This is a genomic window from Dietzia sp. MNB45, from assembly GCF_051994785.1.
Classification (GTDB): domain Bacteria; phylum Actinomycetota; class Actinomycetes; order Mycobacteriales; family Mycobacteriaceae; genus Dietzia; species Dietzia kunjamensis.
Window position 1 is genome coordinate 3,523,427 of the sequence record NZ_CP163397.1, and the last position, 16,153, is coordinate 3,539,579.

The 16,153-nt window shown below is 73.2% G+C and carries 16 protein-coding genes; 8 read left to right on the forward strand and 8 right to left on the reverse strand.

The features are described from left to right. Positions 1–30: 30 nt before the first annotated feature. Complete coding sequence (locus AB5G72_RS16915) at positions 31–1,017, forward strand: linear amide C-N hydrolase (protein WP_440220496.1); 987 nt, start codon at positions 31–33, stop codon at positions 1,015–1,017. 70 nt (positions 1,018–1,087) lie between these two features. On the opposite strand, the gene AB5G72_RS16920 is transcribed toward AB5G72_RS16915, so the two are convergent. After that, positions 1,088–1,957, reverse strand: coding sequence for an oxygenase MpaB family protein (locus AB5G72_RS16920; RefSeq protein WP_440220497.1), 870 nt, complete (start codon positions 1,955–1,957; stop codon positions 1,088–1,090). A gap of 126 nt (positions 1,958–2,083) precedes the next feature. Here AB5G72_RS16920 and AB5G72_RS16925 point away from each other — a divergent pair, with 126 nt between their 5' ends. The 4 genes from AB5G72_RS16925 (at position 2,084) to AB5G72_RS16940 (ending at position 5,750) form a co-directional block, all read left to right on the forward strand. Next, positions 2,084–2,887 (forward strand): siderophore-interacting protein, encoded by an 804-nt coding sequence (locus AB5G72_RS16925; RefSeq protein ID WP_440220498.1) that lies wholly within the window; start codon positions 2,084–2,086, stop codon positions 2,885–2,887. Between the two features lie 114 nt (positions 2,888–3,001). After that, positions 3,002–3,985 carry an ABC transporter substrate-binding protein gene (locus AB5G72_RS16930; RefSeq protein ID WP_256820164.1) on the forward strand — a complete coding sequence of 328 codons (984 nt, stop codon included), beginning with the start codon at positions 3,002–3,004 and terminating at the stop codon, positions 3,983–3,985. Continuing rightward, positions 3,982–4,956, forward strand: coding sequence for an ABC transporter permease (locus AB5G72_RS16935; RefSeq protein WP_440220499.1), 975 nt, complete (start codon positions 3,982–3,984; stop codon positions 4,954–4,956). Before AB5G72_RS16930 ends, AB5G72_RS16935 begins: the two co-directional genes overlap by 4 nt. Positions 4,957–4,958: 2 nt before the next feature. After that, the gene (locus AB5G72_RS16940; protein ID WP_440221521.1) at positions 4,959–5,750 is read left to right on the forward strand and encodes an ABC transporter ATP-binding protein; all 792 of its coding nucleotides are present in this window, start codon (positions 4,959–4,961) and stop codon (positions 5,748–5,750) included. A 210-nt stretch (positions 5,751–5,960) separates the two neighbouring features. On the opposite strand, the gene AB5G72_RS16945 is transcribed toward AB5G72_RS16940, so the two are convergent. The 6 genes from AB5G72_RS16945 to AB5G72_RS16970 form a co-directional block, all read right to left on the reverse strand. Further along, positions 5,961–6,806 carry a glycosyltransferase family 2 protein gene (locus tag AB5G72_RS16945; protein ID WP_440220500.1) on the reverse strand — a complete coding sequence of 282 codons (846 nt, stop codon included), beginning with the start codon at positions 6,804–6,806 and terminating at the stop codon, positions 5,961–5,963. Further along, the gene (locus tag AB5G72_RS16950) at positions 6,803–7,909 is read right to left on the reverse strand and encodes a glycosyltransferase (protein WP_440220501.1); all 1,107 of its coding nucleotides are present in this window, start codon (positions 7,907–7,909) and stop codon (positions 6,803–6,805) included. The genes AB5G72_RS16945 and AB5G72_RS16950 overlap by 4 nt, the downstream gene beginning before the upstream one ends. Next, positions 7,906–9,156, reverse strand: a complete 1,251-nt coding sequence (locus AB5G72_RS16955; protein WP_440220502.1) for a glycosyltransferase — start codon at positions 9,154–9,156, stop codon at positions 7,906–7,908. The genes AB5G72_RS16950 and AB5G72_RS16955 overlap by 4 nt, the downstream gene beginning before the upstream one ends. Positions 9,157–9,260: 104 nt before the next feature. Continuing rightward, positions 9,261–10,673, reverse strand: a complete 1,413-nt coding sequence (locus AB5G72_RS16960; RefSeq protein WP_440220503.1) for a glycosyltransferase family 2 protein — start codon at positions 10,671–10,673, stop codon at positions 9,261–9,263. Then, on the reverse strand, positions 10,670–11,692 hold the full coding sequence (locus tag AB5G72_RS16965) for a hypothetical protein (protein WP_440220504.1): 1,023 nt from the start codon (positions 11,690–11,692) through the stop codon (positions 10,670–10,672). The genes AB5G72_RS16960 and AB5G72_RS16965 overlap by 4 nt, the downstream gene beginning before the upstream one ends. Beyond that, the gene (locus tag AB5G72_RS16970) at positions 11,689–12,573 is read right to left on the reverse strand and encodes a WcbI family polysaccharide biosynthesis putative acetyltransferase (RefSeq protein ID WP_440220505.1); all 885 of its coding nucleotides are present in this window, start codon (positions 12,571–12,573) and stop codon (positions 11,689–11,691) included. The genes AB5G72_RS16965 and AB5G72_RS16970 overlap by 4 nt, the downstream gene beginning before the upstream one ends. A gap of 61 nt (positions 12,574–12,634) precedes the next feature. Between AB5G72_RS16970 and AB5G72_RS16975 the strand changes: the two genes are divergently transcribed. Continuing rightward, complete coding sequence (locus AB5G72_RS16975; protein WP_440220506.1) at positions 12,635–13,759, forward strand: glycosyltransferase; 1,125 nt, start codon at positions 12,635–12,637, stop codon at positions 13,757–13,759. A 27-nt stretch (positions 13,760–13,786) separates the two neighbouring features. Here AB5G72_RS16975 and AB5G72_RS16980 read toward each other — a convergent pair whose 3' ends face one another. After that, complete coding sequence (locus tag AB5G72_RS16980; RefSeq protein ID WP_440220507.1) at positions 13,787–14,464, reverse strand: DNA alkylation repair protein; 678 nt, start codon at positions 14,462–14,464, stop codon at positions 13,787–13,789. A gap of 55 nt (positions 14,465–14,519) precedes the next feature. Between AB5G72_RS16980 and AB5G72_RS16985 the strand changes: the two genes are divergently transcribed. Together AB5G72_RS16985 and AB5G72_RS16990 are read left to right on the forward strand one after the other, a co-directional pair. Further along, positions 14,520–14,954, forward strand: coding sequence for a pyrimidine dimer DNA glycosylase/endonuclease V (locus AB5G72_RS16985; protein WP_440220508.1), 435 nt, complete (start codon positions 14,520–14,522; stop codon positions 14,952–14,954). 22 nt (positions 14,955–14,976) lie between these two features. Then, the gene (locus tag AB5G72_RS16990; RefSeq protein ID WP_440220509.1) at positions 14,977–16,143 is read left to right on the forward strand and encodes an alpha/beta hydrolase; all 1,167 of its coding nucleotides are present in this window, start codon (positions 14,977–14,979) and stop codon (positions 16,141–16,143) included. The last annotated feature ends 10 nt before the right edge of the window (positions 16,144–16,153 follow it).

Here is a 16,153-nt window from a genome sequence, read left to right on the forward strand (position 1 = left end):
ATCTACCGCTGAGGTAAGCGAAAGGCATCCATGTGCACACGGGCCCTCTGGTCTCCGTCCCCTGACACCGTCCTCACCGGGCGGACCATGGACTACGCGGTCGATCTGGCGACGAACCTGTGGGCGTTCCCGCGAGGGATGCAGCGGGACGGCTGCGTGGACGACTCCCTGACGTGGACCTCGAGGTACGGCAGTGTCGTGGCCGCCGCGTACGACCAGGCCAGTGCGGACGGGCTCAACGAGGCCGGGCTGGCCGGTCACCTCCTCTGGCTGGCGGAATCCGACTACGGCGAGCGTGACGCCGGGCGCCCGGCGCTCAGTGCGGCGGTGTGGGTGCAGTACATGTTGGACAACTTCGCCACCGTGGCGGAGGCCGTCGACTGGATGCGCAACTCCCGGGTCCAGGTCAGGACGTCGGGCGATCCGGGCACGGGGCGGGCCGTCACGGTCCACCTCGCGTTAGATGACAGCACCGGGGACTCGGCGATAGTGGAGTACATCGACGGCGAGCCCCACATCTGGCACGACCGGGCGTACACCGTGATGACCAACTCCCCGCCCTTCGCCGAGCAACTCGAGCGACTCCGCGAGATCAGGGGCTTCGGGGGCGAGCGGCCGCTGCCCGGCGGCTCGGACGCCGACGAGCGTTTCGCGCGCACCGCCTACTACCTCGACCGCCTCCCCGCCCCGGACGACCGGACCCTGGCCGTGGCCGAGATGCTCAGCGTGATCCGCAACGCCTCGCAGCCGTTCCGTGTGGCGGAACCGGATCAGCCGAACGCCTCCACCACCCTGTGGCGGACCGTCACCGACCTGTCCGACGGGGTGTGCGTCTACGAGAGCACGCGCCGACCCAACATCGTGTGGGTACGGCTGGACCATCTCGATCTGAGTGAGGGCGCGCCGGCCCGCCGTCTCGACCTGGTGGCGGACACCGGCCTGGAGGGCGGGTTGACCGGGGAGGTCAGCGGGCGGTTCGAGGCGCATGAGCCGATGGAGTTCCTGCACGCGACCTGATCGCCGCAATCGGGCTGGCCGGGGCTGGTCGGGGCCGACCGGGGACGGGGCCGACCGGCCCCGTCGGAATCTAGAAGACGCTGATCCCCAGCCGGCGTCGCATCCTCAGGTCCGCGATGTTGAGCGCATAGTAGGCCCGGAGTGGCCGCGGGAAGACCATCTCCAGTACCGAGGTGAGCGCGAGCACCACCCGTCGGCGGCGCAGGTCACCGGGGGTGATCTCCCAGTGCATCTCGTCGCGGATGCGCCGGGGCACCGCGAACTTGGTCATGGACAGGTTCCACGGCCCGATCGTCTTGTGGGCCAGGGTGCCGAGCTGCTTCATCCGGACCTCGAGCACCCGGAAGTCGGCGAGCTTCTGCAGGTACTCGCGGACGGTGTCGTCGATCTCCACCGCCTCGAGCCCGTCGGCGAAGCGCTTCTCGTACTCGGCCCAGGTGGCCGGCCATCGCGCCTCGGGGACGTTGAGCGTCGTCCCCAGGGGTCGCGCCATCTCGTTGATGCGGTCCAGCTCGGCCTCGGTGAGCGGGCCGTGCATCATCTGCCACTGGTCGGTGTAGTACCGCACCAGACACAGCGCCACCCAGAGTTGGGACCCGGCGTCATTGGCGTTGTAGCGCACGGGGCTCGACGCAGTGGAGGTCACCTGGGCGTGGATCCGGTGGACGGCCTCGTGGAAGAACCGGCGGTCGGAGTCGGAGCCGAGGGTGGCCACGGCGAGGTACTGGGCCGTGGTGCGTGCCCGCTTGATCGGGCGGAGGTCGCCGCGACCGCGATCCACCCTGCTCTCGACGACCCCATGTCCCACGGCCGGGTTGGCCAACTGCATGACCACGTTGGCGACCGGGAGCCAGAAGGCCAGGTGGGTCGAGATGTCGGGCAGGTGCCGGATCGGACGGCCCCGGCCTGTCGCGATGTCGGTCCGCGTGCCTGCGGTCATTCGCGCCCCCTCGCTTGATCACATATATCTTACATGGCTCCCCTTCGCTCGTCAGCCTCCACTCGCCGCGCCCGGAAACATGCAAGGATAGGGTCACCTAACTAACCCAGGTCGAAGGAGAATGACGTGACTCGCCCCCAGACCCGTCCTCCGCTCACCCTCACGGTGCTGCGTACGGAGCCGGTGACCGCGCACCTCGTGCGGGTCGTCCTCGGCGGGGACGGCTTCGACTCGTTCGCCACCCGCGCCGAGACGGACAGCTACGTCAAGCTCGAACTGCCCCACGCCGGGGAGACGGTCGTGCGCACGTACACCGTCCGACGGGTCGACGCGGACGCTCGCGAGATCTGGATCGACTTCGTCGTCCACGGTGACGAGGGTGTCGCCGGTCCGTGGGCCCGGTCCGTCGCACCCGGCGCCCTGGTCGCGGTGCGCGGCCCCGGCGGCGGGTACCGGCCGGACCCGGAGGCGGATTTCCACCTGTTGGCAGGTGACGAGACCGCTGTGCCGGCGATTGCGGCGGCGTTGGAGTCGCTACCGGAGAACGCTGTGGGTGCCGTGTTCCTCGAGGTGTCCGACGACGACGACGAAATCCTGATCACCGCGCCGGCGGGCGTGGAAGTCACCTGGGTGCACCGCGGAACCTCCTCGGCGGACGCCGGCCCCGGGATGATCGACGGCGAGGCACCGCTGATCGACGCGGTCCGGGGCATGCCGTGGCCGGACGGGGACGTGCAGGCGTTCGTCCACGGCGAGGCCGAGACGGTGATGAAGCACCTGCGCCCCTATCTGCGCACCGAGCGCGGCATCCCCGCCGCGCGGGCGTCGATCTCGGGATACTGGCGGCGTGGGCGCTCGGAGGAGGGCTTCCGCACCTGGAAGCGACAGCTGGCGGAATCGGAGGAGGCGCCGCAGCAGCCCGTGAGGTGAGTCCGGGCTCACCATGCCCGGGCGACCCGGTAACCTCATGTGCCAGCACCGTTCGCATCCGGCCCCTCGCGTGAACACCGTGAGGCCCAGAAGGCACAGACAAGGGCATGGCATATGGCATTCTCACGCGCGAAGCTCATCACCGGACTGGTCGCCACCTCGGCACTCGTCCTCGCAGGTTGCTCGAGCGGTGGTGAGGACGACGCCGCCGGTGGTGGTGGCGAGTCCTACCGCATCGGCATCAACCAGCTCGTCCAGCACCCGGCCCTCGATTCCGCCACGGCCGGCTTCAAGGAGGCCTTCTCCGAGGCCGGCGTCGAGGTCGAGTTCGACGAGCAGAACGCCAACGGCGAGCAGGGCACCGCGCTGACCATCGCCCAGCAGTTCGCGGCCGACGACCTGGACCTGGCCCTGGCCGTGGCCACCCCGGCCGCGCAGGCGATGGCGCAGAACATCACCGACGTGCCGCTGCTGTTCACCGCGGTGACCGACCCGGTCTCGGCGGAGCTGGTGGACTCGATGGAGGAGCCGGGCGCCAACGTCACGGGCACCTCGGACGCCGCCCCGATCGACAAGCAGCTCGAACTGCTCAAGGAGATCGTCCCGGACGCCGAGCGCATCGGCATCGTCTACGCCTCCGGCGAGGTCAACTCGCAGGTCCAGGTGGATCAGGCCCGTGAGGCCGCGGGCCCGCTGGGCCTGGAGATCGAGACCCAGACCGTCACCACGGTCAACGAGATCCAGCAGGCCGTCGAGGCCCTCGGTGACGTCGACGCGATCTACGTCCCCACGGACAACATGGTCGTCTCGGGCATCGCCTCGCTGGTCCAGGTCGCCGAGAGCAAGCAGATCCCGGTGATCGCCGCGGAGTCGGGCACGGTCGAGGGCGGCGCCGTCGCCACCCTCGGCATCGACTACACCGAGCTGGGCCGCCAGACCGGCGAGATGGCCCTGCGCATCCTTCGCGACGGCGAGGACCCGGCCACCATGCCCGTGGAGACCGCCACCGAGTTCACCTACGTGGTCAACGAGGACGCCGCCGAGCGTCAGGGCGTGACGATCCCCGAGGACATCCTCGCCGAGGCTGAGAAGAAGTGATCGGGACCGTCGAGGTAGGCCTCATCTACGGGGTCATGGCGCTGGGGGTCTACCTGACCTTCCGCGTGCTCAACTTCCCCGACCTCACCGTCGACGGCAGTTTCACCACGGGCGCCGCGACGGCGGCCATGGGCATTCTCGCCGGCTGGAATCCGGTGCTCGCGACCCTCGCGGGTTTCGGCACCGGGTTCCTCGCCGGCACGGTCACGGGACTGCTGCACACCAAGGGCAAGATCGACGGCCTCCTCGCCGGTATCCTCACGATGATCGCGCTGTGGTCCGTCAACCTGCGGATCATGGACGGCGCGAACATCCCGCTGCTGCGCAGCGACACCGTGTTCACGCCCCTGAAGGACGCCGACCTGCTGGGCGAGTGGCCCGGGGTGGCCATCCTCGCGGTCGTGGTCCTGCTGCTCGGGTTGATCGTCCTGTGGTTCCTCACCACCGACCTCGGCCTGTCCATCCGTGCCACGGGCGACAACGGCCCCATGATCTCCTCGTTCGGCGTCTCGACCGACTTCACCAAGACCCTCACGTTGGCCCTGTCGAACGGGTTCGTGGGCATGTGCGGCGCGCTCATCGCCCAGTACCGCGGTTTCGCCGACATCTCGATGGGCATCGGCCTCATCCTCGTCGGCCTTGCCTCGGTGATCATCGGGCAGGCCATCCTCGGCCAGCGCAAGCTGCTGCTCGCGGTGCTCGCCGTGATCCTGGGCGCCCTGCTCTACCAGCTCATCATCTTCGCCGCCCTCCGCGTCGGCCTGGATCCCAACGATATGAAGGCCGTCACGGCCATCCTCGTCGTGGTCGCGCTGCTACTGCCCCGCTGGAAGGGCGCGGGCGGACGCTTCGGACGCAAACCCACCACCCCGGTCGCCGCCAACGAACGTGCGGCGGCGGGAACCGGGACCGCCGTCGGCGCGGGACCCGAGTCCGCCGGCGGCGCCGCGACCGGCACCAAGGAGGCGTGACGATGCTGACCGTCACCGGAGTGTCCAAGACGTTCTTCCCCGGCACCGTCAACGAGCGCCGGGCGCTGCACGATCTCAGTCTCACGCTCGCCGAGGGCGACTTCGTCACGGTGATCGGTTCCAACGGCGCCGGCAAGTCGACACTGCTCAACGCCGTCTCCGGGCGGTTGCTCGCCGACAGCGGGAACATCGAGATCGACGGCACCAACGTCAACCGCCTGCCGCAGCACCGGCGCGCCAAGTACGTCGGCCGCGTCTTCCAGGACCCGCTCGCCGGGACCGCGCCCAACCTCAGCATCGAGGAGAACCTGTCGCTCGCGTTGCTGCGCGGTCGCCGGCGGGGCCTCGGCCCGGGCCTGAGCAAGAAGCGCCGCGGACAGTTCGCCGAGCAGCTCTCCATGCTGGAGCTCGGCCTCGAGGACCGGCTCACCGCCAAGGTCGGCCTGCTCTCGGGCGGCCAGCGGCAGGCGCTGTCCCTGCTCATGGCCGGGTTCACCCAGCCGCGCATCATGCTGCTCGACGAGCACACGGCGGCGCTCGACCCGCAGCGTGCGGAGTTGGTCACCACGATCACCGAGCGCATCGTCCGCGAGGGCGGTCTGACCACCCTCATGGTCACGCACAACATGGAGCAGGCCATCCGCCTGGGCAACCGGCTCATCATGATGCACGAGGGCCGGATCGTCTACGAGGCCGACGCCGCGACCAAGTCCGCACTCACCGTGCAGGACCTGCTGCGCGAGTTCACCAACATCAAGGGCGCGACCCTGTCGGACCAGGCCTTCCTCGGCTGACCCGCCCCACCCGCCGAGCGCGCCCCGCGCCGGCGGCGACCCGACCAGGCCCCGCTGGCCGCCACCCCGACCGGGCCCCGCTGGCCGCCACCCCGACCGGGCCCCGCCGCCGACCGCCCGTCGAGCAGAGGAATTCGCACACCCGCTTCTCGGGCGATACGCGCGAGATCCTCTTCTCGGCGCGCGTGGTGCTGTGGGCAGGGGTGCGACTCAGCGGTCGACGGGGGCAGCGGCCTCCCAGCCGTCGCCGCTGCGGCGCACGAGCCCCATCTGCTCGAACTCCTCGAACCAGCCCGGGGCCGGCCAGTCACCCCAGCGCTCGGCGTAGTGGGCGCCGTTGCGCAACAGGTCGGCAAGGTGGTCGACCGGCGGATCGGCGACCGGGTGCCACCGGTGGTAGGCATGGGCGCCGGCCACGAGCAGCACCGGCACGCGGCGGTACAGCAGCCTGCGCCCGAAGTCGGTGTCCTCGACGCCGTAACCGGTGAAGGTCTCGTCGAACCCGCCGAAGTCCGCGCGTAGGCCGGCCCACAGCGCCGGGCGCAGGGCGAACGACAGGGACCAGAACATCCCGAACTCGTCCGGCTCCAGCGCGCGGGTGCCCCGGGCCGGGAACGGGCGTGCCGGGTGCGGGTCGGTGAAGGCCGGCAACTCGGCGGGGTCGGGGGCACCGGCGGACTCGGGCAGGTAGGTGACCGGGCCCAGGCCCACGACGCCGTCGGGCAGTTCGGAGTAGTACCACCCCAGGTCGGGGCCCGGCATGCAGTCGACATCGAGGAAGACGATCAGCTTCACTCCCAGCTCGGCCGCTCGGTCGCCGCCGAGATTGCGGCTCCGGGCGACGGGCAGGTCGGGGCCGGCCTCCAGCTCCACGACCTCGACACCGTCAGCGGCGAGTTCCTCGGCCAGGTCGGCACTGCCCGGCCGCTCGGGCAGGACCACGACGTGCCGGGCGCCGGGCAGGTGCTGGGCCATCGCCCGACGTTGTGAGCGGAGGTGCTCGGCGCGACCGGGCGTGCAGACGGTCACCACCGCGATCGACGCGGCGGCGGTCACAGCGCGGCCTCCGCCGCGTGACGGGCCCCCTGGCCCGCCGCGTGACGGGCCCCGTGACCGGCCCCCTGGCCCTCCGGCTCGTGACCCGAGGCGACCGCGGTGAGCACGTCGGCCAGGCGTGCGGCCGCGCCGTCGACCTCCCACGCCTCCCGCAGGCCCGACCCGGCACCCGGGGTCGAGCGGGCGCGCTCGAGCGTGCGCCGGATCGAGTCGACCAGCTGCTCGACCGGGTCGTCGCGGCCCACGACCTCCGCCAGCCCCAGCGTCCGGAGGGTGTCGGCGGTGGCGTCCTGCTCGCCGAAGGGGCGCTCCTCGGGAGTCACGACGACGTGGGCGTCGGCGGCGGCGAGGTCGGCGATCGAGCTCTGCCCGGCGGCGGTGATCACCACGTCGGCCCGGCACAACTCCTCCCACGGGTCGGCCACCCAGCGTCCGCCCGGCCCACCGAGCGAGATCCACTCGACGTTGCCGAGTAGCCCGGGAACGGCGTCCCAGCGGGCGTCGTGGCCGGCACCACCGGAGCCCCGCAGATGCAGGATTCTCGGTCGACCACCGCACCGGGCGCCCGGGTCGGGAGCGCGGTCGGCGAAGCGCGAGACCCCGCCGACGGGCACCAGCGGGCGGTCCGCCCCTGCGGGGGCCGGCGCACCGGCGGCGCGCGGCCACCCGGCGACCAGGGCCGAACACACCCCGTGCGCGAGGACGTGCGGGGCGTCGTCGCGGCGGCCCGGCAGCACGGTGGTGACCACGGGCGTCCCGGTCAGTCGCGCGGCCAGGGTCACCTCGACGGAGATGTCGCTCCAGAACACGTCCGGCGCGGTCCGGTCGATCCACCCGGCGATCATCGCCATGCGCTGACGGAGCCCGGTCTGCCCCAGCGGCACCCAGTGCAGCCTGCCTCCGGCGGTCGGGTCGGTCACCGGCCCGGCCTCGTCGTAGTCCAGTGGAAGCGGGAGGACCCGGATCCGCCCGGGGTCGGGATTGGCGTCGTCGCGGATGCGGGCGGAGGTGAGTATGGTGACCTCGTCGTCCAGGTCGGCGGCGACCGAGAGCGCCCGCTGCACGTGGCCGTTGCCCTGGTGGTGGGCGTAGATCCCGATCACGACGCGGCGCCCACCAGCAGCCCGCGCAGGCGGGCTTCGAGCAGGTCGATGCGGGCGTCGTGGGAGAACGCGGCGGCCGCCGCGCGGGCGGTCGCGGCGCGGTCCAGCGTCAACGCGGCGGGGATGCCGGCCGCGAGGGCGGACGCGGGGTCACGGCCCGGTTCGACGAGCACGACGCCGGGTTGGCCGCTGAGGATCTCTCGGATGCCTCCACGCGCCAGTGCCACGACCGGGGTACCGCAGGCCAGCGCCTCGACGGCGGTGAGCCCGAACGGCTCCTCCCAGCACGGGGTCACCAGTGCGACCGCTGCCGAGGCGACGAGCGGGACGAGCGCGTCCCGACCGAGCGGACCGTGGTAGCGCACGCTGTCGCCGGCGTCGCGCAGCCGGGGCGCGAGCACCCTCTCCATGTACCGGTCGTCGCCGACCCGGCCGGCCAGGTCGAGCCGGAGCCCGGTGCGCCGGGCCGCCTCGACCGCCAGGTGCGGGCCCTTCTCCGGAACGATCCGGCCGGTCCACACGGCGCGGGGACGGTCGGTGGGCCGGGTGCCGACCCGGGAGGTGCGCCCGGCGACCGGTCGGGTCGCAGCGGTGGTACCGGCAGCGGTGCCACCCGCAGCGGCGGTACCGGCAGCGGCGGTACCGGCAGCGGCGGGCCGGAAGGTGGAACGGGCGCCAGTCCGCCCGGCGGCCCCTGTCCGGGGGCGCCAGACCTGCAGGTCGACCCCGTTGGGCAGCACCTCGGCGCCGTGGGGCACCCGCCAGGACCCCAGGACGGAGCGACTCACGGCGAGCACCCTGCCGGTCGCCGACCCCAGTCGGTCGAACGCCTCCTGCATGGGCGCCAGCTGCGGGCAGTGCAGGGTCGTGATCATGGGCGTGGCCATCGCGGCCGCGCGGACGAGCGGGACGTGCGACAGGCTGTGGTTGAGCACCACGTCGAACCCGGACACCGCCACGTGGTCCATGAGGCGCTCGAACTCCGCGGCGTCGGCCTCGTACCCGCCGGGCGGGTAGTAGCTGTCCCCGCGTCCGGTGGCGGCTGCCAGGGTGGTGAACTCGTGGCGCCGGTCGTGCCCCTCGCTGCCGGCGGCGGCGTAGAGCGTGACACGGTGTCCTCGTGCGCGCAGGGCCCGCACCTCCTTGGCCACCACGACCTCGAGCCCACCGGCGTACGGCTCCCGGATGGGGAACCGCGACGGGCCGATCACTGCGATGTCGAGTAGATCCTCGTTGCGGGCGTCCACGGGCCCCCTCTCGTCTCGTCGCCCCCGGCGGGTGCGGGTGATGTCGGAACCTCTGATAGTGGCCCCCCGGGGGGCCCTCCGCCACCGCTGGCCACCCCCGGCGCTCACCAGCCGCCGAGCACCCTCTCGAGCCGCACCCCCGCGCCGTCGTCGTCGATGCCGCGGACGCCGGCGTGCGACGCCGTGACCGCGGTCGGCTCGGGTGGCTGCTCGCCCCAGTGGAGTTCGCGTGCGAGCGCCCGCGAGCTGCGGACCTCCGCGAGGCTGTAGCCCTCGTCGTCGTCCAGGGTCACGCTCCCCACCGGTGGGCACAGCGCGCGCAGGCGCCGCGGGTCGAGCGCCCCCGGCGCACAGGGACGGAGGATGTCGACGAGGACGGGGGGACGACGACGAGGGCCCGCGCCCGGCGTCCCGGGCCGCCACCACCGACCGCGCGTCCCGAGGGTCACCCTGGGGTCATCGGCGAAGAGTCGGGCGACCACGGCGGCGTCGGGTGTGGCGGGGTCGACGGTCACGGCCACGTCGCCCCAGGCGAGCAGGGAGAGGCAGGTCGCGGCGGTGGAGCCGGTCCCGGCGAACTCGGGGCTGCCGGCGTGGACGTGGACCGCGACCGACGGCAGGGCGAAGATCCCGGCGGACGGCCGGGTGAGCGGCGAGGCGATGAGGCCGGCCAGGAGGGCGGACTCGGCGTTCTTCTGGGCGAGTTTGCGCGCGAGCGGGTCGGACTCGTCGCGGTGATCGTCCGCGTGACCGCCGTCGGTGTGGTCGGCGTCGGTGTGCTCGGCGTCGGCGCGGCCGGCCCAGTCGGGGCCGTCGTGCCAGGCCACCGCGTCGGGTAGGTAGCGCAGGCGGCCGCCGGCCTGTTCGCAGCGCCACGCCAGATCCCAGTCCTCGCCGCCGTAGCCGACGATGTCCGGGTCGAACCCGCCGGCGAGGTCGTAGAGGCGGCGGTGCAGGCCGCAGGCGGCGGACAACACGCCCCGCCACAGGTCCTCGCCGCGGGTGAGGTCCGCCGTCTCCGCGTAGAACGCCGCAGGCCAGGCGGGGTCGGGGAGAATCTCGTCCGGCTCGACGGTCGGGTCGGCCCCGGTTCGGGTGGCGGCGAACCGGCCGTACCGCCGGCGGCCCACCGCGAGCAGGTCCGGGTGGCCGTCCAGCGCGGCGCACATCGTCGCCACGAAGTCGGGCCCCGGGACGGTGTCGCCGTCGAGGAACAGCAGGAGGTCGCCGTCGCCCGCGCAGGCGCCGAGGTGGCGCGCTGCCGAGGCGCGGAAGCCGCGATCATCCTGGCGCACGACGGTGACCTCGGGCGGGACCACCGGCGCAGTGCGAGAGCCGTCGTCGGAGACGATGACGCGAACGGTCCGTCGGGGGTCGCTCTGGTGGCGCAGCGCCGTGAGGATCCGGTCGAGCATCGGCTGGTCCTCGTAGAACGGGATCACCACGTCGACACTCTTGGGGACGTCACTGCTCGGGACGTCACTGTTCGGTGCGTCGGTGCTCGCGGAGTCTGTCATGCGAGCCATCCCTCCCACGCCCGGCGGTACGCCCGGCCGAGGTCGGCCATCCCCGACGGCGCCGCCTCGCGACGGGTGGGGGACGGGTCGTCGAGGAGTCGGCGCAGGTCGCCGGCGAGATCCGCCCCGTCGGTGATGAGCAGGGAGCCGGGATGCCGGCGCACCATCTCGCGGGTGTAGTCCGAGTCGTAGACCAGGGGGCGTCGCCCGGCCGCGGCCCAGGTGTTGAGCGACCCCGACGCCGACACGTTCCGGAACAGGGCGACGGGCACGGTGACCTCGCCGAGGACGCGGGCGAGGTCGTCGTCGTCGATCCGACCAGTCACCTCCGCGCCGCCACCGGCGGCCCGGACGGTCTCCAGCGCGGCGTGGACGTAGTCGTCGTGCCCCTCGGCGGGCGTCCCCAACAGGCGTAGTGACACGGCCTCGTCGCCGGCGTCGGCGAGCGCGGCGACGGCGGCGGCCACCACGTCGACGGCCTTGCCCGGGTGCAGGAATCCGAACACGCCCACCGACCGGGCGTCGGGGGTCAGGTCGGCGGGCGGCGCCAGGTCGGGGACGGGCAGCGGGATCACCGCCTCGACGGCGATGTCGGCCGCCGCGCAGAGGTGGCGCTCGTGCTCGGAGCTCACCACGACGAGCCCCGCCGCCCCCGCGATGCGCTGGTAGACCCGCGTGCGCCGCCGACACCGCTCGGCGCCCTCTGCAAGCTGGGGGACGTCATGCAGGGTGACCGCGATGCGGCGGCCGCGCGCCAGATCCTCCACGGTCATCGCGGCGTCGTGAGCGGTGGCGCCGAAGAGGGAATCGGTGATGTGCAGGTGGACCGGCACGCCGGGTCGGGCGTCGAGTACCTCGCGTACCCCGGCGACGTCCGCGACCTCCAGCACCTCCGTCCCGGCCGCGCGGGCGCACTCCACCGCGAACCGGGTCACCCCGTGTTCGGGCGGCCCCAGGGCGAGTGTGATCGGTGCGATCGTCAGCGGCGCGCGCTGCTCGCCGGCATGCCCTCTGCTCACCTCAGCCCCAGCATCTCGATGCGGGCGGCGTGCCGACGCAGGCCCTCCTCCACCACTCCGGGCGTGGCCGCGTACCAGTCGAGGTGGGCGTCGACGATCTCGCTGCTGGGCACCGGGACGCCGTCGACCAGCCACTCGCCCGAGCGGGCGCCCCCGGCGACATCACCCGTCTCCACGCCGAGCGCCCGTGCGACGGTCGACTCCACCGGCGCGCGCGTGCCGCCGAGGGGCTCGCGGTCGCCGATGCGGGGCGGGTCGGTGAGCAGGCCTGCGGGCAGGCGCTCGATGATGCGGTCGAACACCGTGGCCAGCGTGTGCCGGTCGGGGTGGTTGATGGTGTGCCAGCGCGGGGCACCCTCGAGGAGGTCCGAGGCGACCAGCGTCCCGTGGGCCTGCTCGCGCACGCGCAGCGCCTCCACCGACTCGGCGGCCGAGGCCCGCGCCTGCTCGGGGGTCGGACCGGCATCGAGAACGCTCGGGTCACCGGTCGCGGCGGCGACGATCGCCCGCAGGTCGTGGTACGGCGCGATCGGCGGGACCAGGGAGCGGTCGTGGGGTGGGCGGACCAGCACCTGGTACGGATGCAGTCCGGCGTACCGCAGGACGGGGGTCAGCACGACCGTGGCCGAGGCCGGCAGGCGCGCGGCGAGCTGGCGGTGTCCGAGCGGCAGGTCGCGGTAGTCGTCGCGAACGGGTTGGACGATCAGCACGTCCGTGCGGGCGAGGTCCGTCTCCAGGCCCGGCAGGTCGTCGGCCGTCATCTCGTACACCGGCCGCACGTCCACCACCCGGACCTCCGCGGAGGTCCGGAGCAGGTCGCGGTAGACGTCCGCCTGGCAGTTGCCGATCACCATGACGGTCGGGAGGTCGGGGGTGCTCACCGGGCCGAGCGTATGCAGGGGCCCAGGTGGCGGCAACCGGCGGGCGTGGCACGGTGGCGGGGTGAACACTGGCTCCTCTCCGACCCCGCCGCCGGTCCGGGTGCGTTCCGTGCCGGCCGGGCACGACTACGTCCGCCACGCCATCTCGCCCGCGGCCGACGTCTCGGTGCTCGCGGACCCCGTGTTGGATCCGGCCGAGCCCGCCCGCTGGTGGCCGTACCCGGCGCTCGAGGCCGCCGACCGTCCCGAGGTCCTCGACGGGGCCGACGTCGTGCATGTGCACTTCGGTTACGAGCACCGCTCCCCCGGGCAGATCGCGGAGTTCGTGGCGGCGTTGCGGTCGCGGGGCCTGCCGCTGGTGGTCACCGTGCATGACCTGACCAACCCGCACGAGCCCGACCCCGCCGCCCATCTCGAGCGCACCGGCCACCTCGTGCGGGGCGCCGCCGCGGTGATCACGCTGACCCGCGGCGCCGCCGCGGAGATCCGCGAACGGTGGGGCGCCCGCGCGCAGGTCCTCCCGCATCCCCGGCTCATGGCCGCGGAGGTCACCGAGCCGTACCGGCTCGCGCGGCTCGATCGCTCCGGAGGCAGGCGCATGGTCGGTGTGGTGCTGGGCTCGCTGCGCGCGGGAGTCGCCGGCGAGGAACTCCTGGCCCCGCTGGTCACCGCGCTGTCCGAGGGTGCCCACCTGACTGTGATGGTTCGCGCGGACGCCCTGGCCGCCGCGCGCGATGCGGAGCATCCCCGCCACGCGGCCGCGACCGCGCTCGACCGGCTCGACGCCCATCCGGACGTCGAGGTCCGTGCCCACGACCACCTGGCCGACGACGAACTGTGCGCGGCCCTGGCCGGATTCGACGCGCTCGTCCTGCCCCACCGCCACGGCACCCATTCCGGCTGGCTGGAGCTGTGCCGCGATCTGGGGCTGCCGCCGGTCATCCCGCGGATCGGGTACCTGGCCGAGCAGTGGGACCCCGGCGTGCTCGGATCGGGGTCGGCCGGATCGGGCACGGCCGTCTACGACCCGGGCCACCCCACCGCCGACGACCTGCGCCGGGCGCTGATGGCCGCCCTCGACGGCCCGCCGGTCCCGGCGCGCGCTCCCGCGTCCGAGGACGCCGCGGTCGCCGCCGCCCACGCCCGGATCTACCGACACGTGCTCTCCGCTGCTGCCGAGAGGTAGTGCAGCGGGGCGGACCCGGTCGGGTCGTCAGGCCTCCTGGCGACGGACCATCTCGCCGATCCACTCCGGCGCGTACGGCGAGGTGCAGTTCGGCGGCGTCGGGTAGTCACGCAGCACACCCAGGCGCTCGCCGATCTCCAGTGCGCGCGCCCGCAGATCCGGATGCTGGATCCCGATCTGGGCCAGGCACGTGTTCATCTCCCACTGCAGCCGTTCGTGGGCGCCGGCCATCTCGGCCTCGATCACGTCCAGCAGCGCGGGCAGGTCCAGCCCCTCGGGCTTCTTGACCACCCGGTCGGCGGTGAGCGCCCAGCCGGCGGAGGCGACCACCGGGTCGGCGTCGTCCAACCACGCCACGCGCAGGTCCTCGGCGTGCGGGCCCTTCATCACGACGTAGCCGACCAGCCAGTCGTGGACCTTCCGGGTGCGGGCCTCGCGCAGCATCGTGTCCAGCTCGGTGGCCGAGAACTCCCTGGGCCGGCAAATGAGCAGCGCGAGCAGCCGCGCGGCCGAGTCGCCCGTGGCCCACAGCTCGAGGGCCAGCGGATGGTTCTTCTTCACCCGCTTGGCCACCGCGCGGAGCGTGGTGAGGTTGACCGCGTGGTCGTCGCCGTGCCGCTCGTTGACCTCCAGGATCCGCGCGTCCTCGAGTTCCGCGAGTTCCGCCATCACCTCGTCGCGGGTCGGCGTTGTCGTCGTCGTCATATCCGTCTCCTCCTCCGCGCCTCCCGGCGGCGCCGTGCGCACCTATACTCGCCGGGTGCGCCTGTGGAGCATCGATCCCGTCCTGCTCGACCGCGCCGCGCTGGTCGCCGGGTGGCGCGAGGGGCTCCTGGCCCAGAAGGTACTCCGCGGGCTGACCAAGGGCTATCGCAGTCATCCGCAGCTCGAGCGCTTCCGCACGCTCCCCGACCCGGTCGCGGGGGTCGCCACCTGGCTGCACGGGCTCGCCGACGCCGCCGACGTGCGCGGCTTCCGCTTCGACCGCACGCGCGTCGTCCTGCCTCCCGGGGTCGAATGCCTGCCGCTCACCGACGGGCAGCTCGCGCTGGAGTGGGCACACCTGCGGGCCAAGGTGGCCGAGCGCGACCCCGCGTGGCTGGACCGCCTCGTCGCACCGCGCCCGCACCCGATGTTCGACCTGGTCCCGGGTCCGGTGGCCGCCTGGGAACGCGCACCCCTACCGGAGGCCTGACATGCCGACACCGTTCGTCCGAGTGCCTTTGCCCGTGGTCCTCGCCCCCGCCGCGGTCTCCACGGCGCTGGCGTTGTGGCCGATCCGCCGACCGTTCGCCGCCGCGACCGCCGGCTGGGTGTGGAGCCTGCCCGCGCAGGAACTCCCGCTGCACGTCGGGGCGCTGGTCGGGGCCGCGACCGCGCCCGCCCTGGCCGGTCGGGCCGCGCGCCCATCCGATCGCGTGGGGGTCGGCATCGCCGCGCTGACCTGGTCGGGGCTGGGCGTCGTGCTGTCGCGGCACCTCGCCGCGAAGGCCGTCCTCGACCGCGCGCTGGCCGAGGGGCTGGGCGAGGGGGAGACGACGACGAGCCCGTCGGCCCTCCACCGCACGCCGTGGCCGAGAGTGCTGTTCCGCCCGTGGCCGCTGCGGCCGCGCGGGGTGCGGGCCCGCCGGGGCATGGTCTACGGACCGGACCCGAAGGCCAACCGCTTCGATCTTTACACCCGTAGCGGCTCGGCAGGACCCGGTGGCGGCAGTAGCGGCAGCGACGCCGGCGACGTCCGCGGAGTGCTCGTCCACATCCACGGTGGGCACTTCCGGGCCGGCGGCCCGAGCCGGGAGTCGCGAGCGATGCTGTTCGACCACGCCGCACGCGGGTGGGCGGCGATCAGCACCACCTACCACCTCTCGCCGACCCCGGAATCGGGATTCCCGCAGCACCTGGTCGACGTCAAGCGGCTCCTGGGCTGGATCCGCACCGAGGGCCCGGCGCACGGGATCAGGGCCGACGCGCCGATCGTGGTGGCGGGCAGTTCGGCCGGGGCACACCTCGCGATGATGACCGCCCTGACCGGGGGAGATCCCCGATTCCAGCCGGGATTCGAGGACGCCGACACCACTGTCGCCGGCGCGATCGGGTTGTACGGCTACTACGGTCGCCTGGGCCTCGAGACCCGGGACGTCTCCGACCCCGTGCGGCACGCGGCATCCGGCGCCCCGCCGGTGGCGATCATCCACGGCACCCACGACACCTACACGCCGGTGAAGGGGTCACGCCGACTCGTACGGCACCTGCGCGCCGGATCGCCGAACCCCGTGGTCTACGCGGAACTGCCCGGAGCCCAACACGGGTTCGACGCGGTGCGCTCGCCGCGCTACCTGGCGGTCGTCGAGGCGGTCTCGAGATTCACCGACCGACTCGCCTGATGTGGGCAGC

What these genes read in the sequence shown, in the direction of transcription:
- AB5G72_RS16915 (WP_440220496.1), top strand. Translation starts at nt 31, where the DNA reads ATGTGCACACGGGCCCTCTGGTCTCCGTCCCCTGACACCGTCCTCACC.
- AB5G72_RS16920 (WP_440220497.1), bottom strand. Translation starts at nt 1,957, where the DNA reads ATGACCGCAGGCACGCGGACCGACATCGCGACAGGCCGGGGCCGTCCG.
- AB5G72_RS16930 (WP_256820164.1), top strand. Translation starts at nt 3,002, where the DNA reads ATGGCATTCTCACGCGCGAAGCTCATCACCGGACTGGTCGCCACCTCG.
- AB5G72_RS16940 (WP_440221521.1), top strand. Translation starts at nt 4,959, where the DNA reads ATGCTGACCGTCACCGGAGTGTCCAAGACGTTCTTCCCCGGCACCGTC.
- AB5G72_RS16960 (WP_440220503.1), bottom strand. Translation starts at nt 10,673, where the DNA reads ATGACAGACTCCGCGAGCACCGACGCACCGAACAGTGACGTCCCGAGC.
- AB5G72_RS16980 (WP_440220507.1), bottom strand. Translation starts at nt 14,464, where the DNA reads ATGACGACGACGACAACGCCGACCCGCGACGAGGTGATGGCGGAACTC.